General features: G+C 69.3%; 26 protein-coding genes. 22 read left to right on the forward strand and 4 right to left on the reverse strand.

The annotated features are described in order from the left end of the window. Window positions 1-7 precede the first annotated feature (7 nt). The gene (locus KO717_RS28605) at window positions 8-1591 is read left to right on the forward strand and encodes an ABC transporter substrate-binding protein (protein ID WP_301372192.1); all 1584 of its coding nucleotides are present in this window, start codon (window positions 8-10) and stop codon (window positions 1589-1591) included. 103 nt (window positions 1592-1694) lie between these two features. Here KO717_RS28605 and KO717_RS28610 read toward each other — a convergent pair whose 3' ends face one another. Then, a complete protein-coding gene (locus KO717_RS28610; protein ID WP_030016364.1) occupies window positions 1695-2366 on the reverse strand; it encodes a response regulator in 672 nt (223 codons plus the stop codon). Window positions 2367-2430: 64 nt separating this feature from the next. Then, window positions 2431-3324 (reverse strand): RecB family exonuclease, encoded by an 894-nt coding sequence (locus tag KO717_RS28615; protein WP_301372193.1) that lies wholly within the window; start codon window positions 3322-3324, stop codon window positions 2431-2433. A gap of 221 nt (window positions 3325-3545) precedes the next feature. On the opposite strand from KO717_RS28615, the gene KO717_RS28620 reads away from it, so the two are divergent. From KO717_RS28620 to KO717_RS28630, 3 genes are all read left to right on the forward strand, one after another. Then, complete coding sequence (locus KO717_RS28620; RefSeq protein WP_301374829.1) at window positions 3546-4679, forward strand: site-2 protease family protein; 1134 nt, start codon at window positions 3546-3548, stop codon at window positions 4677-4679. Between the two features lie 18 nt (window positions 4680-4697). After that, window positions 4698-5594: a tRNA (adenine-N1)-methyltransferase gene (locus KO717_RS28625; protein WP_202202287.1), complete on the forward strand. Its 897-nt coding sequence runs from the start codon at window positions 4698-4700 to the stop codon at window positions 5592-5594. A gap of 179 nt (window positions 5595-5773) precedes the next feature. Beyond that, a complete protein-coding gene (locus tag KO717_RS28630) occupies window positions 5774-6385 on the forward strand; it encodes a hypothetical protein (RefSeq protein ID WP_301372196.1) in 612 nt (203 codons plus the stop codon). A 4-nt stretch (window positions 6386-6389) separates the two neighbouring features. Here the strand turns inward: KO717_RS28630 and KO717_RS28635 are convergent, their stop codons facing one another. Beyond that, window positions 6390-6710, reverse strand: a complete 321-nt coding sequence (locus KO717_RS28635) for a ferredoxin (protein WP_301372197.1) — start codon at window positions 6708-6710, stop codon at window positions 6390-6392. A 264-nt stretch (window positions 6711-6974) separates the two neighbouring features. Here KO717_RS28635 and arc point away from each other — a divergent pair, with 264 nt between their 5' ends. The 6 genes from arc (at window position 6975) to prcA (ending at window position 13137) form a co-directional block, all read left to right on the forward strand. Further along, window positions 6975-8741 (forward strand): proteasome ATPase, encoded by a 1767-nt coding sequence (arc, locus tag KO717_RS28640; protein WP_301372198.1) that lies wholly within the window; start codon window positions 6975-6977, stop codon window positions 8739-8741. Between the two features lie 266 nt (window positions 8742-9007). Then, window positions 9008-10519, forward strand: a complete 1512-nt coding sequence (dop, locus tag KO717_RS28645; protein WP_301372199.1) for a depupylase/deamidase Dop — start codon at window positions 9008-9010, stop codon at window positions 10517-10519. A 172-nt stretch (window positions 10520-10691) separates the two neighbouring features. Further along, window positions 10692-10904, forward strand: a complete 213-nt coding sequence (locus KO717_RS28650) for a ubiquitin-like protein Pup (protein WP_030233608.1) — start codon at window positions 10692-10694, stop codon at window positions 10902-10904. Window positions 10905-11290: 386 nt separating this feature from the next. Further along, window positions 11291-11506, forward strand: coding sequence for an endonuclease VII domain-containing protein (locus KO717_RS37380; RefSeq protein WP_367401548.1), 216 nt, complete (start codon window positions 11291-11293; stop codon window positions 11504-11506). Beyond that, complete coding sequence (prcB, locus tag KO717_RS28660; RefSeq protein ID WP_301372202.1) at window positions 11487-12326, forward strand: proteasome subunit beta; 840 nt, start codon at window positions 11487-11489, stop codon at window positions 12324-12326. The genes KO717_RS37380 and prcB overlap by 20 nt, the downstream gene beginning before the upstream one ends. A gap of 46 nt (window positions 12327-12372) precedes the next feature. Continuing rightward, window positions 12373-13137, forward strand: coding sequence for a proteasome subunit alpha (gene prcA, locus KO717_RS28665; RefSeq protein WP_301372204.1), 765 nt, complete (start codon window positions 12373-12375; stop codon window positions 13135-13137). 66 nt (window positions 13138-13203) lie between these two features. Here prcA and KO717_RS28670 read toward each other — a convergent pair whose 3' ends face one another. After that, on the reverse strand, window positions 13204-14202 hold the full coding sequence (locus tag KO717_RS28670; protein WP_301372205.1) for a LacI family DNA-binding transcriptional regulator: 999 nt from the start codon (window positions 14200-14202) through the stop codon (window positions 13204-13206). Window positions 14203-14347: 145 nt separating this feature from the next. On the opposite strand from KO717_RS28670, the gene KO717_RS28675 reads away from it, so the two are divergent. The 12 genes from KO717_RS28675 (at window position 14348) to KO717_RS28730 (ending at window position 26608) form a co-directional block, all read left to right on the forward strand. After that, window positions 14348-15610: an MFS transporter gene (locus KO717_RS28675; protein WP_301372206.1), complete on the forward strand. Its 1263-nt coding sequence runs from the start codon at window positions 14348-14350 to the stop codon at window positions 15608-15610. Between the two features lie 128 nt (window positions 15611-15738). Then, window positions 15739-17100, forward strand: coding sequence for a Pup--protein ligase (gene pafA / locus KO717_RS28680; protein WP_030016332.1), 1362 nt, complete (start codon window positions 15739-15741; stop codon window positions 17098-17100). Window positions 17101-17227: 127 nt separating this feature from the next. Continuing rightward, a complete protein-coding gene (locus tag KO717_RS28685) occupies window positions 17228-18169 on the forward strand; it encodes an FKBP-type peptidyl-prolyl cis-trans isomerase (protein ID WP_301372208.1) in 942 nt (313 codons plus the stop codon). A 28-nt stretch (window positions 18170-18197) separates the two neighbouring features. Then, window positions 18198-18590: an FKBP-type peptidyl-prolyl cis-trans isomerase gene (locus KO717_RS28690; protein WP_301372209.1), complete on the forward strand. Its 393-nt coding sequence runs from the start codon at window positions 18198-18200 to the stop codon at window positions 18588-18590. Between the two features lie 173 nt (window positions 18591-18763). Continuing rightward, window positions 18764-19720, forward strand: coding sequence for a helix-turn-helix transcriptional regulator (locus tag KO717_RS28695; protein WP_301372210.1), 957 nt, complete (start codon window positions 18764-18766; stop codon window positions 19718-19720). A 112-nt stretch (window positions 19721-19832) separates the two neighbouring features. Continuing rightward, window positions 19833-20801 carry a helix-turn-helix transcriptional regulator gene (locus KO717_RS28700; RefSeq protein WP_301372211.1) on the forward strand — a complete coding sequence of 323 codons (969 nt, stop codon included), beginning with the start codon at window positions 19833-19835 and terminating at the stop codon, window positions 20799-20801. Window positions 20802-20815: 14 nt separating this feature from the next. Continuing rightward, window positions 20816-21043: a hypothetical protein gene (locus KO717_RS28705; RefSeq protein WP_030011077.1), complete on the forward strand. Its 228-nt coding sequence runs from the start codon at window positions 20816-20818 to the stop codon at window positions 21041-21043. A 26-nt stretch (window positions 21044-21069) separates the two neighbouring features. Further along, on the forward strand, window positions 21070-21270 hold the full coding sequence (locus KO717_RS28710; protein ID WP_301372212.1) for a hypothetical protein: 201 nt from the start codon (window positions 21070-21072) through the stop codon (window positions 21268-21270). Window positions 21271-21439: 169 nt separating this feature from the next. Then, entirely contained in the window at window positions 21440-21727 is a 288-nt protein-coding gene (gene tatA / locus KO717_RS28715) for a Sec-independent protein translocase subunit TatA (protein ID WP_301372213.1), read from the forward strand. A 47-nt stretch (window positions 21728-21774) separates the two neighbouring features. Beyond that, on the forward strand, window positions 21775-22740 hold the full coding sequence (gene tatC, locus KO717_RS28720; protein ID WP_301372214.1) for a twin-arginine translocase subunit TatC: 966 nt from the start codon (window positions 21775-21777) through the stop codon (window positions 22738-22740). An 81-nt stretch (window positions 22741-22821) separates the two neighbouring features. Continuing rightward, window positions 22822-23721, forward strand: a complete 900-nt coding sequence (locus tag KO717_RS28725) for a diacylglycerol kinase (RefSeq protein ID WP_301372215.1) — start codon at window positions 22822-22824, stop codon at window positions 23719-23721. Between the two features lie 46 nt (window positions 23722-23767). After that, window positions 23768-26608, forward strand: coding sequence for a DEAD/DEAH box helicase (locus KO717_RS28730; RefSeq protein ID WP_301372217.1), 2841 nt, complete (start codon window positions 23768-23770; stop codon window positions 26606-26608). Window positions 26609-26656 lie beyond the last annotated feature (48 nt).

A 26656-nucleotide genomic window follows, 5' to 3' on the forward strand; every position in this document is an offset into this window, starting at 1 on the left:
CGTTCGCGTGAATCGACGTAACCAGTGGCTGGCGGCCCCGCTCGGCGCAGCCACCGCCGCCGCGCTGCTCAGCGGTTGCGGTTCGACCGATGGCTCCAATGCCGGCAGCGGCAAGGGCGTGGTCATGGGCATATCCGACAAGGTGAAGTCCGTCGACCCGGCATCGGGCTACGACCCGGGCTCCTGGCTGCTGTTCAACAACGTCTTCCAGTCGCTGCTGAGCTTCCCCAAGGGCGGCACCACCCCCGAGCCCGACGCCGCCCAGGCCTGTGGCTTCGAGGGCGCCGACAGCAAGCTCTACAAGTGCACCCTGCGGGACGGCCTGAAGTTCAGCAACGGCCACAGCCTCACCTCGAAGGACGTCAAGTTCTCCTTCGAGCGCACCCTGAAGATCAACGACGCGAACGGCCCGGCCGTGATGCTCGCGTCCATCGCGAGCATCGACGCCCCGGACGACAAGACCGTCGTCTTCAAGCTCAAGACCTCCGACGCCACCTTCCCCAGCAAGATCGCCTCGGGCGCCGGCTCCATCGTCGACCACACCGAGTACCCGGCCGACAAGCTGCGCGCCGACAACAAGGCCGTCGGCTCCGGCGTCTACAAGCTCGACTCCTTCGGCGAGAAGAGCGCCACCTTCTCCGTCAACGAGTCCTACAGCGGCAAGGCCAAGGCCAAGAACACCGGCGTCACCCTGAAGTTCTTCAACGGCGACCAGGCCGGCCTCAAGACCGTCCTGGAGAGCGGCGACGTCGACTTCGCCTTCCGCGGCCTCGCCGCCAAGGACATCGCCGCCCTCGCCTCCAGCAAGACCGGCGACAACAAGGTCGACGTCGTCCAGGGCACCGGCGCCGAGGTCGAGCACATGGTGTTCAACGTCAACGACCCCGTCGTCGGCAAGCTCCCCGTGCGCAAGGCCATCGCCTTCCTCATCGACCGCGAAGCCCTCGTCCGCGACGTGTACGCGGGCACCGCCACCGCGCTCTACTCCATCGTGCCGACCGGCATCGCCGGCCACACGACCCCCTTCTTCGACCGCTACGGCGGCACCCCCCAGCCCGAGAAGGCCAAGGCCGCCCTCAAGGCCGGCGGCATCAACGGCAAGGTCAAGCTCACCCTGTACTCCACCCCGTCCCGCTACGGCCCCTCCACGGACCAGCAGTTCGAGGTCATCGCCAAGCAGCTCAACGACAGCGGCCTCTTCGACGCCGACGTCAAGTCCGTCGAGTACGAGCAGTACGAGAAGGACATCCAGGCCGGCAAGTACGGCGTGTACGTCAAGGGCTGGGTGCCCGACTACCCGGACGCCGACAACTTCACGCAGCCCTTCTTCGGCCCGGACAACGTGCTGAACAACAACTACGAGAACAAGGAGATCACCGGGACGATCATCCCGTCGACCTCCGCGAAGTCCGACCGCACCGCGGCCAACACCGACTACAACCGCCTCCAGGACATCGTCGCCGACGAGCTCCCGCTCATCCCGCTCTGGCAGGGCAAGCAGTACGCCGTCACCCGCCAGAACGTGAGCGGCCTGCAGTGGTCCCTCGACGCCTCCACCGTCTTCCGCTTCTGGGAGATCAGCAAGGGCTGAGCCACCGGAACCGGGCCCGCCCCGAGCGGGCCCGGCACCACGCGAAGGGGGCCGTACGTGTCAGCACGTACGGCCCCCTTCGCGCATCCGCGCCCCGCCCGGCCTACTGGGCCCCGGGGCGCACCAGACCGCTCTCGTACGCGTACACCGCCGCCTGGACCCGGTCCCGCAGCCCCAGCTTCGTCAGCACGTGCCCCACATGCGTCTTGACCGTCGTCTCGCTCACGAACAGATCCGCCGCGATCTCCGCGTTCGACAGCCCCCGGGACACCAGCTTCAGCACCTCGACCTCACGCTCGGTCAGCGTCCCCAAGGTGTTCGGAAGGCTCTCCTCACCCGACGGAAGATGCCCCGCGTACTTGTCCAGCAGCCGCCGCGTGATACTCGGCGCGAGCATCGCCTCACCCGCCGCGACCACCCGGATCGCCTGCACCAGCTCGTTCGCCGGCGCATCCTTCAGCAGGAAACCGCTCGCCCCCGCCCGCAGCGCCTCCACCACGTACTCGTCCAGATCGAACGTGGTCAGCACCAGCACCTTCGCCGGCCCGTCACGCTCCGGACCCGTGATCTGCCGGGTCGCCTCCACCCCGTCCATCCGCGGCATCCGGATGTCCATCAGCACCACATCGGGCTGCAGCGCCCGCACCTGGTCCAGCGCCTGCAGACCGTCCCCGGCCTCACCGACCACCGCCAGGTCCTCCTCCGCCTCCAGGATCATCCGGAAGCCGGTGCGCAGCAGCGGCTGGTCGTCGACCAGAAGGACGCGGATCGCCACGGGGTCTACCTCGTATTCGTCGGACGGCTACGGCGGGCCCGACCATTCTGCCCTGACACCAAGATCAGGACTCCGCCGGGCGCTCCGCCCCCGGCCGCGGGGAGATCACCAGAGGATAGGGCGGGGGAGTACCGCCGAACTCCGGACACACCGCCTGATGATCACACCAGCCGCACAGCTTCGTCGGCCGCGGCCGCCACTCACCCGACTCCGTAGCCTCCCGGATCGCCTCCCACAACGCGAGCAGCTTGCGCTCCACCCGCTCCAGATCCGCCACCACCGGGTCGTACGTCAGCACATCCCCACTGCCCAGATACACCAGCTGCAGCCGCCGCGGCACCACCTGCTTCAGCCGCCACACCACCAGCGCGTAGAACTTCATCTGGAACAGCGCACCCTCGGCATACTCCGGCCGCGGCGCCTTACCCGTCTTGTAGTCGACGATCCGCACCTCACCCGTCGGCGCCACGTCCACCCGGTCGATGATCCCGCGCAGACGCAGCCCCGACTCCAGCTCCGTCTCCACGAAGAACTCCCGCTCCACCGGCTCCAGCCGCGTCGGATCCTCCAGCGTGAACCACCGCTCGACCAGCGCCTCCGCCTCCGTCAGCCACCGCGCCAGCCCCGCCCCCTCATCACCCTCAGGGAACAGCTCCGTCAGCTCCGGCTTCGACTCCAGCAACCGGTCCCACTGCCCCGGAACCAACGCCTTCGCCCGCGGCGCCGTCCGCTCCTGCGCCGGATGATCGAAAAGCCGCTCCAGCACCGCATGCACCAGCGTCCCGCGGGTAGCAGCCGCACTGGGCTTCTCCGGCAGCCTGTCGATCACCCGGAACCGGTACAGCAGAGGGCACTGCATGAAATCGCTCGCCCGCGAAGGGGAGAGCGAAGAAGGCGCCACAGCGCTCCGCGCATCGGCATCGGCTGCGCCAGGCACAGCACCAGGGCTCGTCGTCATGCACAAAACCCTACGACCCGCCACCGACAGGACGCGCATACCATCGACGACAAGCCCCCTCGCACTGCATGATCGGAGCATCACAACCCGCTACAGCACCACCCCGTACGCGAACAGAACACACTGGAAACACCAGCACCGAACGAAGGACAGCCGTGGCAGACACCGACGAAACCGGCGAGCGCTCACGCGGCCGCTCCGGACCGGGCGGCGGACTCCTCATGGGCCGCCCCTTCGGCGTACCCGTCTACGTCTCGCCCAGCTGGTTCCTCGTCGCCGCCCTCATCACCTGGGTCTTCGGCGACCAGCTCGACCGCGTCCTGCCCGACCTCGGACCCGTCCGCTACCTCGTCTCCCTCTTCTTCGCCGTCGCCTTCTACGCCTCCGTCCTGGTCCACGAACTCGCGCACACCGTCGCAGCCCTGCGCTTCAAGCTCCCCGTACGCCGCATCCAGCTCCAGTTCTTCGGCGGAGTCTCCGAGATCGAGAAGGAATCCGAGACACCCGGCCGCGAATTCGTCCTCGCCTTCGTCGGCCCCCTGCTCTCCCTCGTCCTCACCGGAGCCTTCTACCTCGGCATGAAAGCCGTCGACCCGGCCACCGTCCCCGGCGTCCTCCTCGCCGGCCTGATGATCTCCAACCTGCTGGTCGCCGCCTTCAACCTGCTCCCCGGCCTCCCCCTCGACGGCGGCCGCATGCTCCGCGCCGTCATCTGGGGCATCACCGGCAAACCCATGGCCGGCACCGTCGCCGCCGCCTGGGTCGGCCGCGGCCTCGCCCTCGCCGTCCTCCTCGGCCTCCCCCTCCTCACCCACACCGGAGTCCTCGGCAACCGCACCGAGGAAATCGGCGGCATGAACACCGTCATGGACGCCCTGCTCGCCGCCATCCTCGCCGGCATCATCTGGACCGGCGCCGGCAACAGCCTCCGCATGGCCCGCCTGCGCGAACACCTCCCCGAACTGCGCGCCCGCACCCTCACCCGACGCGCCATCCCCGTCGAGAACGCCACCCCCCTCTCCGAAGCCCTCCGCCGCGCCAACGAAGCCGGCGCCCGCGCCCTCGTCGTCGTCGACGGACAAGGCGACCCCACCGCCATCGTCCGCGAAACCGCCATCGCCTCCGTCCCCGAACACCGCCGCCCCTGGGTCGCCGTCAGCACCCTCGCCCAGGACCTCACCGACGGCATGAAGGTTTCAGCGGACCTCACCGGCGAAGAACTCCTCGACCACCTCCGCGCCACCCCCGCCACCGAATACCTCGTCCTCGAACCCGGCGGCGCCATCTACGGCGTCCTGTCCACCCTCGACGTCGAAAAGGCCTTCGTGAAGGCCATGGCACGGCCCCAGTCCTGAAGCCAATACACTGGTCACATGTCCGAACCGACCGGTGCCGCCCGCCGACGCGGGCCCTTCGAGGTCGGGGACCAGGTACAGCTCACCGACCCCAAGGGCCGCCACTACACGTTCACGCTCGAAGCCGGGAAGAATTTCCACACCCACAAGGGTTCCTTCCCGCACGACGAGCTGATCGGTGCTCCCGAAGGCAGCGTTGTCCGCACCACGGGCAACGTCGCATACCTCGCGCTGCGCCCCCTGCTCCCCGACTATGTCCTGTCCATGCCCCGCGGCGCCGCCGTGGTCTACCCCAAGGACGCAGGCCAGATCCTGGCCTTCGCCGACATCTTCCCCGGCGCACGCGTCGTGGAAGCGGGAGTGGGCTCCGGCTCCCTCAGCAGCTTCCTGCTGCGCGCCATCGGCGACCAGGGCATGCTCCACAGCTACGAGCGCCGCGCGGACTTCGCCGAGATCGCCACCGCCAACGTCGAACGCTACTTCGGCGGCCCCCACCCCGCGTGGAAGCTGACCGTGGGCGACCTCCAGGACAACCTGGACGAGACCGACGTCGACCGCGTGATCCTCGACATGCTCGCCCCCTGGGAGTGCCTGGAAGCGGTCAAGAAGGCCCTCGTCCCCGGCGGCATCCTCTGCTGCTACGTGGCCACCACCACCCAGCTCTCCAAGACCGTCGAGTCCATCCGCGAGATCGGCTGCTTCGCCGAGCCGCAGCCGTGGGAATCGATGATCCGCAACTGGCACGTGGAAGGCCTCGCCGTCCGCCCGGACCACCGCATGATCGGCCACACCGGCTTCCTCGTCACCGCCCGCCGCCTCGCGGACGGCGTCGAGCCCCCCATGCGCCGCCGCCGCCCCGCCAAGGGCGCCTACGGCGAGGACTACGACGGCCCCGGCAGCGACCGCTCCGCATAACGGCCCCGCAGACCCAACACAAAGGCGCTGTGGCACAGTTCCCCCGACCCACCCGGGAACTGCGCCACAGCGCCTTTTCGTTGTCCCGTGCACCAGCCCCGGACCCAGCCGTTCCACCACCCTGTGAGGTGTGGCACGATGCTGGCTCCCCGTCACCCTTCGCACAGGAGACACCCCGCGTGCCGCACAGCCACGCCGAGACGGCCCCGCTCCCGCACACCCTGGAGCACAGCCGCACCAGGCCCGTCCACTGGCTCGCCACGGCCACCGCCATGGCAGCCGTCATAGCCGCCGCAGGACTCGTACAGCCCGCCACCGGCACCCCGGCCACCGACACCACCGCGAGCACCGCGGAAACCCCCGCGAAGGGCCCCCAGGCCACCGCACCCGACCCGGCAGGGGTCACCTACCCCCTCGACTGCAAGGGCGCCCCGCAGACCGTCACCACCAGCGCCCAGGGCGACCTCGACGGCGACGGCCGCCCCGAGACCGTCGCCGCCGTCCGCTGCGACGCCGGCTCCGGCACCCCGCCCCACGCGATCTACGTACTCACCCGGGACCGGGCGGACGGCGCCGCCCCCCGCGTCGTCGCCACCCTGCTCGACACCGCGCGACGCCAGACCGCCACCGAGCTCACCGTGCGCGACGGACTCGTCACGGCAACCCTCGTCGGCTACTCCTCACCCGACGTACCCCGCTACAGCCCCGACACGAAACAGCTCGCCAAGTGGCGCTGGCGCGACGGAAAATTCCGCCAGGAGCTGACGGACTCGGCCGCCAGGAGTGTTTGAAGCGTCACTCCGCGTCGGGACCGAAGACTTCCACCCTGTCCGAAACGCGCCTCACGTGAATGCAGTCACCCGGACATTCCTTCGCCGAGTCCACCACGTCCTGGAGCAGCGTCAGCGGAACCGGAGTGGTCGCCCCCGTGTCCTGCAGCAGCTCGTCCTCCGGGCTCTTCACGTACGCCAGACCATCGATGTCCAGCTCGAACACCTCAGGCGCGTACTGCACGCAGATGCCGTCCCCGGTGCACAGGTCCTGATCGATCCAGACCTCGAGCGGCTCGCCGGCCTCGCCGCCGCCGCCCGTCGGAGCCTCCTGCTGCACGGTCATATCTCCTGCCGTTCCCTGCGCTGAGTGATCCATCCCGGTCACAACCCGCAGCAAGTCGCGCGGGCCCTGACGGGTGTTGAACAGTTCGACCTTACAACCGGCTGCTTCCCGAGTTTGATGGGTGGGTATTTCCTTGGCGTGAGGGAGTACGCAAGGGTGAAGATCGGACACACCTCTACCGTCTTTGTGATCTAGGGGTTTCAATCACCACCAGCCCAGGTAGGGTCAGGAAGCGTCCAGCTCCCCTTGGAGGAGGTGAGGACCGTGGCAGCCCACGACGACGACATCAACCGCGGCATCCGGCCCGCGCGAGGGTCCGAGGACCCCGCCGGCCAGGTTGCCTATCTCGAGCAGGAAATCGCCGTCCTGCGACGAAAGCTCGCCGACTCTCCGCGACACACGAGGATTCTCGAAGAGCGGATCGTCGAGCTCCAGACAAATCTGGCCGGCGTATCCGCACAGAACGAACGACTCGCGAATACCCTCCGTGAGGCCCGAGACCAGATCGTGGCCCTCAAGGAAGAAGTCGACCGGCTCGCACAGCCGCCGGCCGGTTTCGGTGTCTTCCTGCAAGCGAACGAGGACGGCACCGTCGACATCTTCACCGGAGGCCGAAAGCTCCGCGTGAACGTCAGCCCCAGCGTCGACCCGGAAGACCTCCGGCGCGGCCAGGAGGTCATGCTCAACGAGGCCCTCAACGTGGTCGAGGCCATGGAATTCGAGCGGGCCGGGGACATCGTCACCCTCAAGGAGATCCTCGAGGACGGCGAGCGCGCCCTGGTCGTCGGGCACACCGACGAGGAAAGGGTGGTGAGGCTCGCCGAGCCGCTCCTGGACATCACCATCCGCCCCGGCGACGCCCTCCTGCTCGAACCCCGCTCCGGCTACGTCTACGAGGTCGTCCCCAAGAGCGAGGTCGAAGAACTCGTCCTCGAAGAGGTCCCGGACATCGACTACGACAAGATCGGCGGCCTGGGCGACCAGATCGAGCTGATCCGCGACGCCGTCGAGCTCCCCTACCTCTACCCCGACCTCTTCAAGGAACACGAACTGCGGCCCCCGAAGGGCATCCTGCTCTACGGCCCGCCCGGCTGCGGCAAGACGCTCATCGCCAAGGCCGTCGCCAACTCCCTTGCCAAGAAGGTCGCCGAGGTGACCGGCCAGCCCGCCGGGAAGTCCTACTTCCTGAACATCAAGGGCCCCGAACTCCTCAACAAGTACGTCGGCGAGACCGAGCGGCACATCCGCCTCGTCTTCCAGCGCGCCCGGGAGAAGGCGAGCGAGGGCACCCCCGTCATCGTCTTCTTCGACGAGATGGAATCCCTCTTCCGCACCCGCGGATCCGGAGTCAGCTCGGACGTGGAGAACACCATCGTCCCCCAGCTGCTCGCCGAGATCGACGGCGTCGAAGGCCTGGAGAACGTCATCGTCATCGGCGCCTCCAACCGCGAGGACATGATCGACCCGGCCATCCTGCGCCCCGGCCGGCTCGACGTGAAGATCAAGATCGAGCGCCCGGACGCCGAGGCCGCGAAGGACATCTTCGCCAAGTACCTCAAGGCCTCGCTGCCCCTGCACTCGGACGACCTGTCCGAACACCAGGACTCCAAGGACGGCACCGTCCACAGCATGATCCAGACCGTCGTCGAGCAGATGTACGCCGAAACCGAGGAAAACCGCTTCCTCGAGGTCACGTACGCCAACGGCGACAAGGAAGTCCTCTACTTCAAGGACTTCAACTCCGGCGCGATGATCCAGAACATCGTCGACCGGGCCAAGAAGATGGCGATCAAGGCCTTCCTCGAACACAACCAGAAGGGCCTGCGGGTCTCCCACCTGCTCCAGGCCTGCGTGGACGAGTTCAAGGAGAACGAGGACCTGCCCAACACCACCAACCCGGACGACTGGGCCCGCATCTCCGGCAAGAAGGGCGAGCGGATCGTATTCATCCGCACCCTCGTCACCGGAAAGCAAGGCGCGGACACCGGACGCTCCATCGACACGGTGGCGAACACCGGTCAGTACCTCTGACAAAGCGGGGCGGCTGCGGATGCCCACCCCGGGCATCCGCAGCCGACTGCTTTACCCCACCGCATTACCGGCCGCTTTTCAGCCGGTGACGAGGCGGATCCAATGACGGAAATGATCTCCCCACGAGCGCGCAGTGGTTCTAGGCTCTTCCGTACCGCCGGACGCGCAGTGCGGGGACGGGCACCGCACAGGCACACGCACCGGAGCACCAGCGGTACTTGAGCGCCGCTCCCGAAAGGGGAGCGCCGCCGGGCAAGGAGGGCCGCATGACCGTACGGCGAGTAATGGGGATCGAGACGGAGTACGGGATCTCCGTCCCGGGGCACCCGAACGCCAATGCCATGCTCACCTCGTCCCAGATCGTCAACGCCTACGCGGCGGCGATGCACCGGGCGCGACGCGCCCGCTGGGACTTCGAGGAGGAGAATCCGCTGCGGGACGCCCGCGGCTTCGACCTCGCCCGCGAGGCCGCCGACAACAGCCAGCTGACCGACGAGGACATCGGCCTCGCCAACGTCATCCTCACGAACGGCGCACGGCTCTACGTCGACCACGCACACCCCGAATACAGCTCGCCCGAGATCACCAACCCGCTCGACGCCGTCCTCTGGGACAAGGCCGGCGAACGGATCATGGCCGAGGCGGCCGTCCGCGCCGCCCAGCTCCCCGGCGCCCAGCCGATCCACCTCTACAAGAACAACACCGACAACAAGGGCGCCTCCTACGGCACGCACGAGAACTACCTGATGAAGCGGGAAACCCCCTTCTCGGAGATCGTGCGCCACCTGACCCCCTTCTTCGTCTCGCGACAGGTCGTGACCGGCGCGGGACGCGTGGGCATCGGCCAGGACGGCCGCGAACACGGCTTCCAGATCAGCCAGCGCGCGGACTACTTCGAGGTCGAGGTCGGCCTGGAGACCACCCTCAAACGCCCCATCATCAACACCCGCGACGAGCCGCACTCGGACGCCGAGAAGTACCGCCGGCTCCACGTGATCATCGGAGACGCCAACCTCTCCGAGATCTCCACCTACCTCAAACTCGGCACGACCGCACTTGTCCTGTCCATGATCGAGGACGGGTTCATCAACGTCGACCTGGCCGTCGACCAGCCCGTACGCACCCTGCACCAGGTCTCCCACGACCCCGACCTGCAGCACCTGATCACGCTGCGCAGCGGCCGGACACTGACCGCGGTGCAACTCCAGATGGAGTACTTCGAGCTGGCGCGGAAGTACGTGGACGAACGTTTCGGGTCGGATGCGGACGAGCAGACCAAGGACGTGCTGGGCCGCTGGGAGGACGTGCTGGGCCGGCTGGAGAGCGACCCGATGAGCCTGTCGGGGGAGCTGGACTGGATCGCCAAGAAGGAGATCCTGGAGGGCTACCGGCGCCGGGACGGGCTGGGCTGGGACGCGGCGCGGCTGCACCTGGTGGACCTCCAGTACTCGGACGTACGGCCCGAGAAGGGCCTGTACAACCGCCTGGTGGCCCGCGGCAAGATGAAGCGCCTGGTGGAAGAGCCGGCGGTGGAGCGGGCTCAGAGCAAGCCTCCGGAGGACACCCGGGCGTACTTCCGCGGCCGCTGCCTGGAGCAGTACGCGGACGACGTGGCCGCGGCGTCCTGGGACTCGGTGATCTTCGACCTCCCCGGCCGGGACTCGCTCCAGCGCGTCCCGACGCTGGAACCCCTGCGGGGGACCCGCAACCACGTCAAGGAGCTCCTGGACCGCTGCCGCACGGCGGAGGACCTGGTACGGGTGCTTTCGGGGCAGTGAACGCGGCTGAAAGGCCTCCGGTCCGGGAATCATGAAGAGAACCGGACTGTGAAAGTACGGGGACGAATGTCGGACCCTCCTTGTAGGGTCCGACGTAGGGTCTGATCTTGAGAGATCCCGAATCCCGGGGTCTCTCGACATGAGCGTGCGAACCGAGCGGGGTGAGGTAGACATGGCGACCAAGGACACCGGCGGCGGACAGCAGAAGGCGACGCGCTCGACCGAGGAGGTCGAGGAGGCGGCGGTCGAGGAATCGACCGACCTCAAGGAGCGCCAGGAAAAGCTCTCCGACGACGTCGACTCCGTACTCGATGAAATCGATGATGTGCTCGAGGAGAACGCCGAGGACTTCGTGCGGTCCTTCGTTCAAAAGGGTGGAGAGTGATTTCACCTTCGAATTGAAGGTGATTGGCCCCAGGGAGAGGTTGGGTGACAGGGGCTGTGAAGCGGTGTCCTCGCTGTGGCGCAGAGAAGCCTCGCGAGGCATTCGCGGCCAACCGTGCAGCGCGAGATGGCTTGCAGTGCTATTGCAGGCCATGCGCGGCGGAGTATCACCAGGAGCGTCAGCTGGCCAAGGGGCAGAAGGTTCGCCCCTTGGTTGCGGCTCCACCCGGGCATAAGCACTGCCGCCGATGTGGGGAGATTAAGCCGCACTCCGAATGGGATCGAAACAGAACGGCCTCCGACGGCTTGTCAACGCGCTGCAAAGCGTGCCGAGCCGTCGAGGGCCGAGCGCACCATCTCAAGCGTTCGTACGGCATCACTGAGGCTGTGCGAGACGCGATCATCGCAGCTCAGGGAGGGGTCTGCTACCTCTGCCTTCGGGCTCCGGCCGTTCATGTGGATCATTGCCACAAGACGGGTAGGGTCCGAGGCGTACTTTGCTTGAACTGCAATGTGGGCGTAGGCCTGTTCAAGGAAGACCCCGAACGCATGCGTCGGGCCGCTGAGTATCTGGAGGGAACGCGTGGAAGCCAACACTCGTAGCACAGGGCGTCTACCGGCAGCCTTCCTGACGCCGGGGTCGTCGTCCTTCATGGACTTCCTGGGCGCGCACTCGCCCGAGATGCTGCCCGGCAACCGCAAGCTGCCGGAGGGTGTCATCGAGGCGCCGCACGGGACGACCATCGTCGCCGCCACCTTCCCCGGCGGGGTGGTCCTCGCCGGTGACCGGCGGGCGACCATGGGGAACATGATCGCGCAGCGGGACATCGAGAAGGTGTTCCCCGCCGACGAGTACTCCGCCGTCGGTATCGCCGGTACGGCCGGCCTGGCCGTGGAGATGGTGAAGCTGTTCCAGCTGGAGCTGGAGCACTTCGAGAAGGTGGAGGGGACGACCCTTTCCCTGGAGGGCAAGGCCAACCGGCTCTCCACCATGATCCGGAGCAATCTGGGGATGGCCATGCAGGGCCTGGCCGTCGTGCCGCTGTTCGCGGGCTTCGACGAGGCCAAGGAGAAGGGCCGGATCTTCTCCTACGACGTGACCGGCGGCCGCTCCGAGGAGCACGGCTACGCCGCCACCGGTTCCGGTTCGATCTTCGCCCGGGGCTCGATGAAGAAGCTCTACCGTCCCGATCTGACGGAGGAGCAGGCCACCACCCTGGTCGTCCAGGCGCTGTACGACGCCGCCGACGACGACTCGGCGACCGGTGGGCCGGACCTGTACCGCCACATCTACCCGATCGTCACCGTGATCACGGACGAGGGGTTCCGCAGGCTGACCGACGACGAGTCGCAGGAGCTCGCCCGTACGGTCACCAACCGTCGGCTGGAGCAGCCCGACGGCCCGCGCGCCGCCCTGCTCTGACCATCCGTCGCCCCGTAGGAGCCCAGAAGAAAGGGACGGACAGCCGGTGTCGACTCCGTTCTATGTGTCACCCCAGCAGGCCATGGCCGACCGGGCGGAATACGCCCGCAAGGGCATCGCCCGCGGTCGCAGCCTGGTCGTGCTGCAGTATGCCGACGGCATCGTGTTCGTCGGCGAGAACCCGTCCCGTGCGCTGCACAAGTTCAGCGAGATCTACGACCGGATCGGCTTCGCGGCCGCCGGTAAGTACAACGAGTACGAGAACCTGCGGATCGGTGGTGTGCGGTACGCGGATCTGCGCGGTTACACCTACGACCGTGACGATGTGACGGCCCGTGGGCTGGCGAACGTCTACGCGCAGACGCTCGGCACGATCTTCTCCTCTGCGGGTGAGAAGCCGTACGAGGTGGAGCTGGTGGTCGCGGAGGTCGGTGCGACGGCCGCGGGTGACCAGATCTACCGGCTGCCGCACGACGGGTCGATCGTGGACGAGCACGGTTCGGTCGCGGTCGGTGGCAATGCCGAGCAGATCAGTACCTTCCTGGATCAGCGTCACCAGGACGGGATGACGTTGTCGGAGGCGTTGAAGCTGGCGGTGCAGGCGCTGTCCAGCCAGGCCAACGGTGCGGACAAGACGATTCCGGCGGAGCGGCTGGAGGTCGCGGTGCTGGACCGTACGCGGGCGCAGCAGCGCAAGTTCAAGCGGATCCGGGGCCGGCAGCTGGCGCGGTTGCTGGAGGCGGATGTGACGGCGGCGGTGCAGGCCGATGCCGTGTCGAACGACGAGGCGCCGGAGGACGACGCCGAGTAGTCGCCGTGTGTGCGGGGCCCCGGTTCGCCATTGTCGGCGGGCCGGGGCTTCGTCGTGTCCGGCCGGCTACGGGGCCGGGGCGGGGCCCGTGGAGTCGCGGACGACGAGGCGGACGGCGATGTCGGGGGCGGTCCAGGGGGTGCCTTCGAGGACGGCGAGGAGGGCGGTCATGCCTTGTTCGCCGACGCGTTCGGCGGGGAGGTGGACGGTGGTGAGTTCGGGTTCGACGGCGGTGGCGAGGGCGAGGTCGTCGAAGCCGGTGACGGAGAGGTCCTCGGGGATGCGCAGGCCGAGGCGGCGGGCGGCCTTGCAGGCGCCGGCGGCGAGGATGTCGTCGTCGCAGACGATGGCGGTGGGTCGGTCCTGGGGGGTGGCCAGGGCGGTCTCCATGGCGGTGCGGGCGGCGTCGACGGTGAGGGGGGCCCGTACGGTGCGCAGCTCGGTGTCGGGGCCCAGGAGGGCGGTGAGGGCTTCGGCGCGGGTGTCGAAGGTCCAGGAGTCGACGGCGGAGGCGAGGTGGAGGAAGCGGCGGTGGCCGTGGGTGAGGAGGTGTTCGGTGACCTGGCGCATGCCGTCGGCCATGGCGAGGTTGACGTGGGCGGCGGCGGTGTCGGCGGCGGGGTCGCTGTCGAGCATGACGAGGGGGAGGGTGTTGCCGCCGATGGCGTCGAGGGTGTGGGCGGCCATGGAGGAGGCGATGACTCCGTCGAGGGCGGCGCGGGCGGAGGCGAAGGGGTTGCGGGCGGGGCCGGTGCCGTCGGGGGAGGGGTAGAGGACGACGCCGAAGCCGTGTTCGGCGGCGACGCGGGCGGCTCCGGTGTAGACGCGGGCGAAGAATTCGTTGGTGAGGGCGGGGACGACGAGGAGGGCGGTGCGGGTGGTGCCGAGGCGGAGGTTGCGGGCGGCGAGGTTGGGGCGGTAGCCGAGGCGGGTGGCGGTTTCGCGGACGTGGGTGGCGGTGCGTTCGGAGACGCGTCCGGGCCATTTGTCGCCGAGGACGAGGGAGACGGTGGCCTGGGAGACCCCGGCGGCGGTGGCCACGTCGCGGCTGGTGGGTCTCGTCACAGGGTGCTCCTGAAGTGCGAGGTCGGGGGTGTGGGTGGGTCTGCGGGGTGGACCGGCGGACTGCGGCCATGGTACGTATGACCGGTCACGTTATACGTATTACTTGATGTACTCCCCGGCTGGATCCGGGCAGAAGGGGGCGGACATGGCCGCGGGATACGCGGAGCTGCTGAGGACCAGGCACGCCGCGAGGCTGCTGGTGGGCACGCTCGTGGGCCGGCTGCCCAATGCCACGGGGCCGATCGCGATCGTGCTGTTCACGCGTGCCGAGGGCGGCAGCTACAGCCTGGCGGGGGCGCTGGCCGCCGTGTACGGGCTGGCGAACGCGGTGGGTCAGCCGTTGCTGGGGCGGGCCGTGGACCTGTTCGGGCAGCCGCGTGTGCAGCTGCCGGCCGCGCTGGTCTCGGCGCTGGGCATGGTGTGGCTGGCGCTCGCGGGTACGGGGTCGGCGGTGGCCGCGTACGCGGCGGTGGTGGTCGCGGGGCTGTTCACGCCGCCGCTGGAGGGCGGGCTGCGGGCGCTGTGGCCGGGGGTGCTGGGCGGTCGTGAGGAGAAGGTGCACGCGGCGTACGCGATGGACGCGGTGGCCCAGGAGGTCATGTTCACCGTCGGTCCGCTGCTGGTGACGCTGTTCGTGGCGATGTGGTCGCCGGCGGGGGCGCTGCTGGCGCTGAACGCGATCGGTGTGCTGGGTGCGCTGTCCGTGGTGGTCAGTGAGCCGTCCCGGAAGTGGCGTTCGGCGCCGCGGGAGGCGCACTGGCTGGGGGCGCTGCGTTCGCGTGGGCTGCTGGCGCTGCTGGGTGCGTTCTTCTTCGTGGGCATGGCGCTGGGTTCGATCACGGTGGCGGGTGTGGCGTACGCGGATGATCACGGCGGTCAGGCGGTGTACGGCTGGCTGATGGCGGCGCTGGGGCTGGGTGCGCTGATCGGTGGTGTGTTCTACGGGGCGCGGCAGTGGGCGGGTGCGCCCGAGCGGCGGCTGCGGCTGCTGGTGGCGCTGCTGGCGGTCTGCTACCTGCCGTTGATGCTGGTTCCGGGTGCGGTGGCGATGACGGCGCTGTCGGCGCTGTCGGGCGTGTTCCTGGCGCCCGCGCTGGCGTGTGCGTTCATCGTGGTGGACCGGCATGCTCCGGCGGGCACGGTGACGGAGGCGTTCTCGTGGCTGGTGACGTTCTTCGGGGTGGGTGCGGCGATCGGTACGGCGGCGGCGGGTCCGGCGGTGGAGCTGGGGGGTACGGCGGCGGGTTTCGGTGTGGCGGGCGTGGCGGGCTTTTCGGCGCTGCTGGTTCTGATGGTCACTCAGCGGGTGCTGGCAACGGGCGGGCGCAGTCGCGCGGTGGCGGGTTCGTCCGACGGTGTGTCGGAGGGCTCTTCCGGCGTGCCGTCGCAGGTGCCGTCGGCGTCCTGATCGGTGGGTGTGCCGGATGGGCCGATCGGGCCGTGATCGGGGCGTCGATCGGCCCGCTGCGGGGGGCTGATCGAAACGGCGCTCCCGAACCCGGTTTCAGAAGAGGGCAGAAGGCGTAATGTTCAGTCATGGACCGCCGCATTTTCGGGCTGGAGAACGAGTACGGCGTCACGTGCACGTTCAGGGGACAGCGCCGACTGTCTCCTGACGAAGTGGCGCGCTACCTCTTCCGCCGTGTTGTGTCATGGGGCCGCAGCAGCAATGTCTTCCTGCGGAACGGCGCCCGCCTGTACCTCGACGTGGGTTCGCATCCGGAATATGCAACTCCCGAATGTGACAACGTGACCGAGCTGGTCACTCACGACAAAGCAGGCGAGCGCATTCTCGAAGGTCTGCTCGTCGACGCCGAACGCCGCCTGCACGAGGAGGGAATCGCGGGCGACGTCTATCTCTTCAAGAACAACACCGACTCGGCGGGCAACTCGTACGGCTGCCACGAGAACTACCTGGTGGCCCGGCACGGGGAATTCTCCCGCCTGGCGGACATTCTCATTCCGTTCCTTGTCACGCGGCAGCTGATCTGCGGTGCCGGCAAGGTGCTGCAGACGCCGCGGGGTGCGGTCTACTGCGTGAGTCAGCGGGCCGAGCACATCTGGGAGGGCGTCAGCTCTGCCACGACCCGTTCGCGGCCGATCATCAACACCCGGGACGAGCCGCACGCGGACGCCGAGCGCTACCGCAGGCTGCACGTCATCGTGGGTGACTCGAACATGTCCGAGACGACCATGCTGCTCAAGGTCGGGGCCACCGACCTGGTGCTGCGCATGATCGAGGCGGGCACGGTGATGCGGGACCTGACCCTGGAGAACCCGATCCGGGCGATCCGTGAGGTCAGCCACGACATCACGGGTCAGCGCAAGGTGCGCCTCGCGAGCGGCCGGGAGGCCTCGGCGCTGGAGATCCAGCGGGAGTACTACGACAAGGCGGTGGACTTCGCCGAGCGCCGGGGGATCCGTACCGGCGTGGTGGACCAGGTGCTGGAGCTGTGGGGTCGCACGCTCGACGCGATCGACGCGGAGGACCTGGACCGGATCGGGACCGAGATCGACTGGGTCATGAAGTACCAGCTGATCGAGCGGTACCGGGCCAAGCACAACATGACCATGTCGAATCCGCGGGTGGCTCAGATAGACCTCGCGTATCACGACATCCACCGCCGGCGCGGGCTGTACTACCTGCTGGAGCGCAAGGGGCAGGCGGCGCGGATCTGCAACGACCTGAAGATCTTCGAGGGCAAGTCGGTGCCCCCGCAGACGACGCGGGCCCGGTTGCGCGGGGACTTCATCCGCCGGGCGCAGGAGCAGCGGCGGGACTTCACGGTCGACTGGGTGCACCTGAAGCTGAATGACCAGGCGCAGCGGACGGTGCTGTGCAAGGACCCGTTCCGGTCGGTGGACGACCGGGTGGAGAAGCTGATCGCGGGCATGTAGGACCCGCAGAGTGACCGCAGTGTGACATCGCACTCCTCGCCAGGGCCTCGTACGTCTCTCGTACGGGGCCCTGTGCACGGCTTAGAGTGGCGAGCGACCGCTTTGCCGTCTGAGATCTGAGGAACACGTGCGCCGACTTGCCGGCCTGCTTGTCGTACCCCTGCTGCTGCTGACGACCGCAGCGTGTGGCGACGACAGCGGCTCCGACTCCGCCCAGATGAAGAACGGGGCCCCCGCGATCACCAAGGGTGCCGCCTTCGGGGAGACGCCCACCCTGTCGAAGGGGAAGGGCGCGCCGCCCAAGCAACTCAAGGTGGTGACCATCAGCGAGGGCGACGGGCAGGTGCTCAAGAAGAACGACATCGCGCAGGTCAACTACCTCGGCCAGGTGTGGGACGGCAAGGAGCCGTTCGACCAGAGCTTCGGGCGGCCCGCGCCGTTCGACGTGACGATCGGCGCCGGCGCCGTCATCAAGGGCTGGGACCAGGGCCTGGAGGGTCAGAAGGTCGGCAGCCGTGTCGAGCTGGTGATCCCGCCGGAGCTCGGCTACGGGGCCCAGGGCTCGGGCGAAAAGATCAAGCCGAACGCCACGCTGGTCTTCGTCGTGGACATCGTCAAGGGCGCGACCGTCCCGGCCTCGGCCACGGGCAAGGAAGTCGCCCAGGACAACAAGGACCTGCCCAAGGTCGGCACGAACACGGACGGCAAGGAAGTCTCCGTGACCGTCCCGAAGGACACCGCCGAGCCCGCCAAGCTGGTCTCGGACTACGTCCTGGAGGGTGACGGCGCGGTCGTGAAGGACACCGACAGCGTCGTCGTCAAGTTCAACGGCAAGACGTGGAAGGACGACAAGTCCTTCGAGAGCACCTACACCAGCGACCAGACGGTCACCTGGCCGCTGGGTGAGCTTTCGGTCAAGGGTCTGAAGGACGGCATCGTCGGCAAGAAGGCCGGCAGCCGCATCCTGCTGGTCATCCCGCCGGACCAGGCCTTCGGTGACAAGGAGCAGGGCACCATCCCGGCGAAGTCGACGCTGGTCTTCAGCCTCGACATCCTCGCGGTGATGTAAGACTGTTCCGGTTGACCGTTTCGTACGTATGAGGAGAAGTTCCGTGAGTGACCTCCAGAAGCCCGAGATCGACTTCCCCGAGGGCGAGGCCCCCAAGGACCTCGTGATCGAGGACATCTGGCTGGGCGACGGCGCCGAGGCCAAGAAGGGCGACCGGGTCTCCGTCCACTACGTGGGTGTGGCCTTCTCCACCGGCGAGGAGTTCGACGCTTCCTGGAACCGCGGCTCCGCGCTGCAGTTCCAGCTCGGCATCGGTCAGGTCATCGCCGGCTGGGACCAGGGTGTCCAGGGCATGAAGGTCGGCGGCCGCCGCAAGCTGGTCATCCCCGCCCACCTCGCCTACGGCGACCGTGGCGCGGGCGGTGCGATCGCCCCGGGCGAGACGCTGATCTTCGTCTGCGACCTGGTCAAGGTCGGCTGATCCGGACCTCCGCGATCGGTCGAGGGGCCCCCGCCGTCCGGCGGGGGCCCCTCGCTTTTTGCCCGGGCGCGCCGGGGCGGTACGGTCAACGGTCAATGGGTCCGTCCGTGTCGGGTCGCGGCCCGTGTGACGGTCCGACGGATGTGCAGGCGGAGAAGGGCGGAAGGGCGTCGATGGCGATTGCCAAGGCCGAGCGGCTGATGAATCTGGCGCTGTGTCTGCTGGGGACCCGCCGACCGCTCAGCAAGCGGGAGTTGCGCGGTTCCATCGAGGCCTACATGGAGGCAGGCAACGACGAGTCCTTCAACCGCATGTTCGAGCGGGACAAGGACGACCTGCGTGAACTCGGCCTCGTCATCGAGACGGTGGAGAACCTGGACGGCGAGACCGGCTATCTGGCCCGCCGGGACAGCAACCGGCTGCCTCCCGTCTCGCTGGACGCCGAGGAGGCCGCCGCCCTGGGGCTGGCGGCCAAGGTCTGGCAGCAGGCGCGGCTGGCGGGGGCCGCCAGCGGGGCCCTGCAGAAGCTGCGCGCGGGCGGGATGCCCGAGGCGGAGGACCCGTACGCGGGGCAGCACAGCGCGATCGAGCCGCGCATCCCGGTCCACGAGGCGGCCTTCGAGCCGCTGATGCTGGCCTGCCGGGACCGCCGGCCGGTGGTCTTCGACTACCGCAAGTCCACCGCCGCCAGCCCCGAGACCCGGCAGGTCGAGCCCTGGGCGCTGGAGTGCTGGCGCGGCCACTGGTACCTGGCCGGCTACGACCGCGACCGCGGGGCGGAGCGGGTGTTCCGGCTCTCCCGGATCACCGGCAAGGTCCGCTCCCGGGCCGCGAAGTACACGGCCGAGGTGCCGGACGTGGTGACCGTACGGGAGACCGTGGCGAGCTGGGCCGGGGAGAGCGCGGACCGCAGCGCGCTGATCCGGCTGCGGGCCGGGGCGGGCTACCCGCTGCGGGCCAAGGCCACCGCGGTGCGCGAGGGCGGGGACGGCTGGGACGAGCTGGAGATCCCGTACGGGCACGGGCTGGACGCCTGGCTGGTGGAGTTCGGGCCCGACGTCGTCGTGGTCGGTCCCGCCGACCTGCGGGCGGACGTGGTGGACCGGCTGCGGGCCGTGGCCGGGGCCTGACCGGGGCCGATCCCGGGGCCCGCGGAACCGCGGGCCCGGCGGCCGATCCTCGGCCGCACCGTTCCACACGAGCGACATCCACAGATGTGCCCTGAGGGGGAGACCTACCAGCATGGCTGCCAACGCCATCGACCAGACCCGCCGGATGCTGTCCCTGGTGACCTACCTGCGCGAGCGCCCCGGTGCGCACGTCGCGGACGTCGCGCGCGCCTTCGGGATCACCGAGGACGAGCTGATCTCGGACCTCGACGTGCTGCCCATGTGCGGGACGAGTTTCCGGGGCGGGGACCTGCTCGACATCGACACCGACGGGGAGCGCATCTGGTGGCGCAACCCCGACGCCTCCGGGGAGTCCACCGCCGAGCCGCTGCGGCTGGCCGCCGACGAGGCGACCGCGCTGCTGGTGGCCGCGCGCGCGGTGGCCACCCTGCCCGGGCTGCGCGAGAGCGACCGGGACGCCCTGCTGCGGGCCACGGCCAAGCTGGAGGCGGCCGCCGGCGAGGTGGCCGGGGCCAGCTCCCGGCTGTCGGTGACCTTCGAATCCGAAGGCGGGGTCTTCGCGGACGTCGACCGGGCCATCGCGGAGCGCCGGCGGCTGTGGCTGCGCTACTACTCGCCGGCGCGGGACGAGCTCACCGAGCGCACGGTCGACCCCATCCGGCTCTTCGCGGTGGGGCACACGTACATGGAGGGCTGGTGCCACCTCTCGGAGGCCCGGCGCACCTTCCGCCTCGACCGGGTCGCGGAGATCCGGCTGCTGGACGAGCGGGCCGAGCCGCCCGCCATCGAGCCGCGCGACCTGTCCGAGGGCCTGGTCCAGCCGGCCGCCGAGGACCCGGAGGTCGTGGTCGAGGTGGGGCCGGGCGGGCGCTGGGTCGCCGAGTACTACCCGCACGACAGTGCGGAGGAGCTGGCCGGAGGCGGTCTGCGGATCACCCTGCGCAGCCCGGACCCGGCCTCGCTGCGCCGGCTGGCGCTGCGGCTGGGCCGTGAGGGCCGGATCGTGGCCCCGGCCGAGCTGGCCGACAGCGCGCGCAGCGCGGCCCGGGAGGCGCTGGCGGGGTACGGGGAACAGGTCTGAGGGGAGCGCGGTCGATGTCGCCTACGTCCGGGCCCGTCGCCTTCAAGGCCTCCTGTCCCGACTGCCGCGCCCGCTTCGAGCTGGACGCGGGCGCCCTGCGGCTGGCCATCGGCGGTAGCCGGCGGACCACTTTCTATTCCTTCACCTGTCCTGAATGTGGTGCCGCCGTACGCAAACCCGCCGGGGAGCGGATCGTGGAGCTGCTCACCGGTGGCGGCGTGAGCACCCTGCGCAGCATCTGACGGGGCGGGTGGCCTAGGCTCGCCCCATGCTGTGGCCGATGTTCGCAATTGCCCTGGGTTTCCTCGGAGTGGCCGTGCTCGCCGTGCTCGCGGTGCGGGTGTACGTGGAGGTGCGCAGACTGGCCTCCCAGGTGGCGCAGGCCAGCCGCCGGATCACCGACGCCTCCGCGGATCTTGAGCGGGCGGCCGTCGACCTGGCCCGGGCCGGACACGGCGTACGTACCTAGCAGCAGGACGAATGTGCATGTCCGGGGCATTGCGAACCTGCCCGAGTGCAAGCGGGAGGACCCCCGGGGATTGCCGGGCGTTAACCCCCTGGGGTTACGATCCTCGGTAGAGCAAGTCCTAGGCGCCCGTCCGGCGTGCTGTGAACCTCGGAGAAGAAGGAAGATACCTATGGGCAACTTCAGGGGTTGGGAAATCCTCGTCATCGTCGGACTCATCATCCTGCTGTTCGGCGCCAAGAAGCTTCCCGACATGGCCCGCTCCCTCGGCAAGTCGGCCCGCATCCTCAAGAGCGAGGCCAAGGCCATGAAGAAGGACGGCGAGAGCGACGACGCCGCCACCGCCGCACCCGCGGACCAGTCCGCCCAGCCCGTCGCCCCGCGTACCATCCAGGCCGCTCCGGGTGACGTCAGCAGCTCGCGTCCGGTCGGCGAGCCGAACCGCACCGCCCAGGGCTGACACCCGCCGTACACGCCAGTCATCTGCAACGAGACAAGGGACGTGGGTTGCTCAAGTCTGCCCGCAAGCAGGAGAAGAAGGAACGACAGGCGAAGGACGCCGAAGGGCGCATGCCTCTCGTCGAGCACCTGCGTGAGCTTCGAAACCGCCTGCTGAAGTCGGTCCTGGCGATCGTGGTGATCACGATCGTCGCCGCGTTCTTCTACCGGGAGATCATCAACTTCCTGTTGAAGCCGATGCTGGACTCCGTCGGCTGTACGGACGGTGTGGTGACCCAGCGCAACGGCCGCCCCTGCGCCGACATGACGGTGAACGGCCTGATCTCGGCGTTCTCGATCGCCCTGAAGGTCGCGCTGATGGCCGGTGTGGTGCTGTCCGCCCCGGTGTGGCTGTACCAGCTGTGGGCGTTCGCCGCGCCCGGGCTGCACAGTCACGAGAAGAAGTACGCACGGAGCTTCGTCGCGGTCGGTGCGCCCCTCTTCATGACCGGCGCGGTGATCGCGTACAAGATCCTCCCGCAGACCGCGACGATCATGCTGGAGTTCACCCCCGACCACGCGCGCAACCTGCTGCCGGTCGACGACTACCTCGACCTGGTCACCCGCATGGTGATCGTGTTCGGCCTGGCCTTCGAGCTGCCACTGCTGCTGATCCTGCTGAACTTCACCGGTGTGCTCACCGGCAAGCGACTGGCGAGCTGGTGGCGGGGCATGGTCCTCGGCATCACGATCTTCGCCGCCTTCGCGACCCCCACCGGTGACCCGCCGACGATGCTCGCGCTGGCCGTGCCCATCGTGGCCCTCTACTTCGCCGCGCTCGGCATCTGCCTCCTCAACGACCGCAGGCGCAGGCGCAACGATCCCGACGCGGATCTGAGCGACGACGAGGCCTCCCAGCTGGATCTCACCCCGTCGCCGGTCGGCGAGCTGGAATCCGTGCCGGCTCCCGCGGCGCTTCCCGAGCAGGCCGACGGCGGCCGCCAGCGGATCAACGGTTACGACGACGCCACCTGACGGGTACGCCCCCGGCTGCCGCCGGGAGCTGTCCCCGGGGGCGGCCGGGGCCCGGGAACGGGCTCCGGTACATTCCCGTGGATGAGCCACGAGGTCACCCTCTTCGTCAATCCCACAGCCGGACGCGGCCGGGGCGCGCACGCCGCGCAGCCGGCCGCTTCGGCTGTCCGGGCGGCCGGTTTCTCCGTACGGACCGTGGTGGGCGCCGACGCGCCGGACGCGCTGGCCCGGCTGACGGCCGCCGTCCGTGAGGGCACCGGTGCGGTGATCGCGGTGGGCGGTGACGGGATGGTCTCCCTGGCGCTCCAGGCCCTGGCGGGGACGCCGGTGCCGCTCGGGGTGGTCGCGGTGGGCACCGGCAACGATTTCGCGCGCGCGACGGGGCTGCCCGTACGGGAGCCGGCGCGGGCCGGGCAGATGGCCGCCGAAGCCCTCAAGGAGAGCCGGATACGGGAGATCGACCTGGGCCGGGTGGGCGGCGCCGACTACGAGAAGTGGTTCGGGACGGTGCTGTGCTCCGGCTTCGACTCGCGGGTCAACGACCGGGGCAACCGGATGAGGCTGCCGGCCGGCCGGTTCAAGTACGACCTGGCGATGATCGCGGAGCTGGCCGCCTTCCGGCCGTTCCCGTACCGGATCACCCTGGACGACGGGCCCGTGATCGAGACCGAGGCCACGCTGGTGGCCGTCGGCAACGGATCCACCTACGGCGGGGGCATGCGCATCTGCGCGGGCGCCGTCCCCGACGACGGACTCTTCGACGTCACGGTGGTCGGCGACTGCAGCCGGGCCACCCTGCTCAAGGTGTTCCCGCAGGTCTACAAGGGACGCCACCTCGGCCATCCGAAGGTGACCGTCCACCGGGCCAGGAAGATCACCCTGGAGGCGGCGGGCCTGGGCGCGTACGCGGACGGCGAGCCGCTGGGAGTGCTGCCGGTGACCGCGGAGTGCGTTCCCCGGGCGGTCCGGCTGCTCACTTAAATGATCGCGACTGTTGTCGGAGGTGGCGGGTAGGCTCGACAGCAAGATGACCGAAGAACTCTCACCCGCCGAGCGGTACGCCGCTGCCCGGATCCGCGCCGCCGAAGAGGCCTCTGCCCTGGCCCCCTTCCGCGAGATGTACGAATTCGATCTGGACCCGTATCAGGTCGAAGCCTGCAAGGCGCTGGAGGCCGGCAAAGGCGTCCTCGTCGCCGCCCCGACCGGCTCGGGCAAGACCATCGTCGGCGAGTTCGCCGTGCACCTGGCCCTCCAGCAGGGCCGCAAGTGCTTCTACACGACGCCGATCAAGGCACTGTCGAACCAGAAGTACGCCGACCTCGTCAAGCGCTACGGTGCCGACAAGGTGGGCCTGCTGACGGGTGACAACAGCGTCAACTCCGAGGCGCCGGTGGTCGTGATGACCACCGAGGTGCTCCGCAACATGCTGTACGCGGGCTCGCAGTCGCTGCTCGGCCTCGGCTACGTCGTGATGGACGAGGTCCACTACCTCTCCGACCGGTTCCGCGGGGCCGTCTGGGAGGAAGTGATCATCCACCTCCCCGAGTCGGTGACCCTGGTCTCCCTGTCGGCCACCGTGTCCAACGCCGAGGAGTTCGGCGACTGGCTGGACACCGTGCGCGGGGACACCGAAGTGATCGTCTCCGAGGAGCGGCCCGTACCGCTGTGGCAGCACGTCATGGCCGGCCGCCGCATCTACGACCTCTTCGAGGAGGAGTCCGACCACGGCGGCCGCGGCTCCGCGCGCCGCGAGGTCAATCCCGATCTGCTGCGCATGGCGCGCGAGGAGAACAGCCGCACCTACAGTCCGAAGGACCGGCGGCGCGGCAAGATGGTCCGCGAGGCCGACCGCGAGCGCGAGCGGCGCTCCCGCGGCCGGATCTGGACCCCGTCGCGCCCCGAGGTCATCGCACGCCTCGACAACGACGGGCTGCTGCCCGCCATCAACTTCATCTTCAGCCGGGCCGGCTGCGAGGCCGCCGTCCAGCAGTGCCTGTACGCGGGCCTGCGGCTCAACGACGAGTCCGCGCGGCTCAGGGTGCGCGAGCTCGTCGAGGCGCGGACCGCCTCCATCCCCACCGAGGACCTGCACGTCCTGGGGTACTACGAGTGGCTCGAAGGGCTGGAGCGGGGCATCGCCGCGCACCACGCGGGCATGCTGCCCACCTTCAAGGAGGTCGTGGAAGAGCTCTTCGTACGCGGCCTGGTGAAGGCCGTCTTCGCCACGGAGACCCTGGCGCTGGGCATCAACATGCCCGCGCGCACGGTGATCCTGGAGAAGCTGGTCAAGTGGAACGGCGAGCAGCATGCCGACATCACCCCCGGCGAGTACACGCAGCTGACCGGCCGGGCCGGGCGCCGCGGCATCGACGTCGAGGGCCACGCGGTGGTGCTCTGGCAGCGCGGCATGGACCCGGCGGGGCTCGCCGGCCTCGCGGGTACCCGTACGTATCCGCTGCGTTCCAGCTTCAAGCCCTCGTACAACATGGCCGTGAACCTGGTCAGCCAGTTCGGGCGGCACCGCTCGCGCGAGCTCCTGGAGACCTCCTTCGCGCAGTTCCAGGCCGACCGCTCGGTCGTCGGGATCTCCCGGCAGGTGCAGCGCAACGAGGAGGGCCTGGAGGGCTACCAGGAGGGCATGACCTGCCACCTGGGGAACTTCGAGGAGTACGCGCAGCTGCGCCGTGACCTCAAGGACCGCGAGACGGACCTGGCCAAGCAGGGCGCCGCCCAGCGCCGGGTGCAGGCGGCCAGTTCGCTGGAGAAGCTCAAGCCGGGCGACATCATCCACGTGCCGACGGGCAAGTTCGCCGGGCTGGCGCTGGTCCTGGACCCGGGCGTGCCGGCCGGGCGGGTCAACGGGCACCGCGGGCACGAGTACGCCGAGGGTCCGCGCCCGCTGGTGCTCACCGCCGAACGGCAGGTCAAGCGGCTCGCCGCGATCGACTTCCCGGTCCCGGTCGAGGCGCTCGACCGGATGCGGATCCCCAAGACCTTCAACGCGCGCTCGCCGCAGTCCCGCCGGGACCTGGCGTCCCAGCTGCGGACCAAGGCCGGGCACATCACTCCCGAGCGGCGCTCCCGCGGCCGGGCCGCGGCCGCCGACGACCGTGAGATCGCCCGGCTGCGCAGTGAGCTGCGGGCGCATCCCTGCCACGGCTGTGACGAGCGCGAGGACCACGCCCGCTGGGCGGAGCGCTACCACCGGCTCAAGCGGGACACCCAGCAGCTGGAGCGGCGGATCGAGGGCCGGACGAACACCATCGCCCGCACCTTCGACCGGATCCACGCGCTGCTGACCGAGCTGGACTACCTGCGCGAGGACGAGGTCACCGTGCACGGCAAGCGGCTCGCCCGGCTGTACGGGGAGCTGGACCTGCTGGCCTCCGAATGCCTGCGGGCCAAGGTGTGGGAGGGGCTCAGCCCCGCCGAACTGGCCGCCTGCGTCTCGGCGTTGGTCTTCGAGGCGCGCCAGTCGGACGACGCGGTCGCACCGAAGGTGCCCGGCGGCGCGGCGAAGGAGGCGCTGGGCGAGATGGTCCGGATCTGGGGCCGCCTCGACGCGCTGGAGGAGGAGCACCGCATCAACCAGGCGGAGGGCGTGGGCCAGCGCGAGCCGGACCTCGGCTTCGCGTGGGCGGCGTACCAGTGGGCCTCCGACAAGAGCCTGGACGAGGTGCTGCGCGAGGCGGAGATGCCGGCCGGTGACTTCGTGCGCTGGTGCAAGCAGGTCATCGATGTGCTCGGGCAGGTCGCGGCGGCGGCTCCGGCGGCCTCCGGTGACAGCGGGAGCACGGTGGCGCGCAATGCCCGCAAGGCCGTGGACGCGCTGCTTCGGGGTGTAGTGGCCTACAGCTCGGTCGGCTAGGCGGTTTTGGGGCTTCCTCCGAGAGTGGGGATGGCTTGATCTGATCTC

The sequence above is a fragment of the Streptomyces xanthophaeus genome, assembly GCF_030440515.1.
GTDB classification, from domain to species: Bacteria; Actinomycetota; Actinomycetes; order Streptomycetales; family Streptomycetaceae; genus Streptomyces; species Streptomyces kutzneri.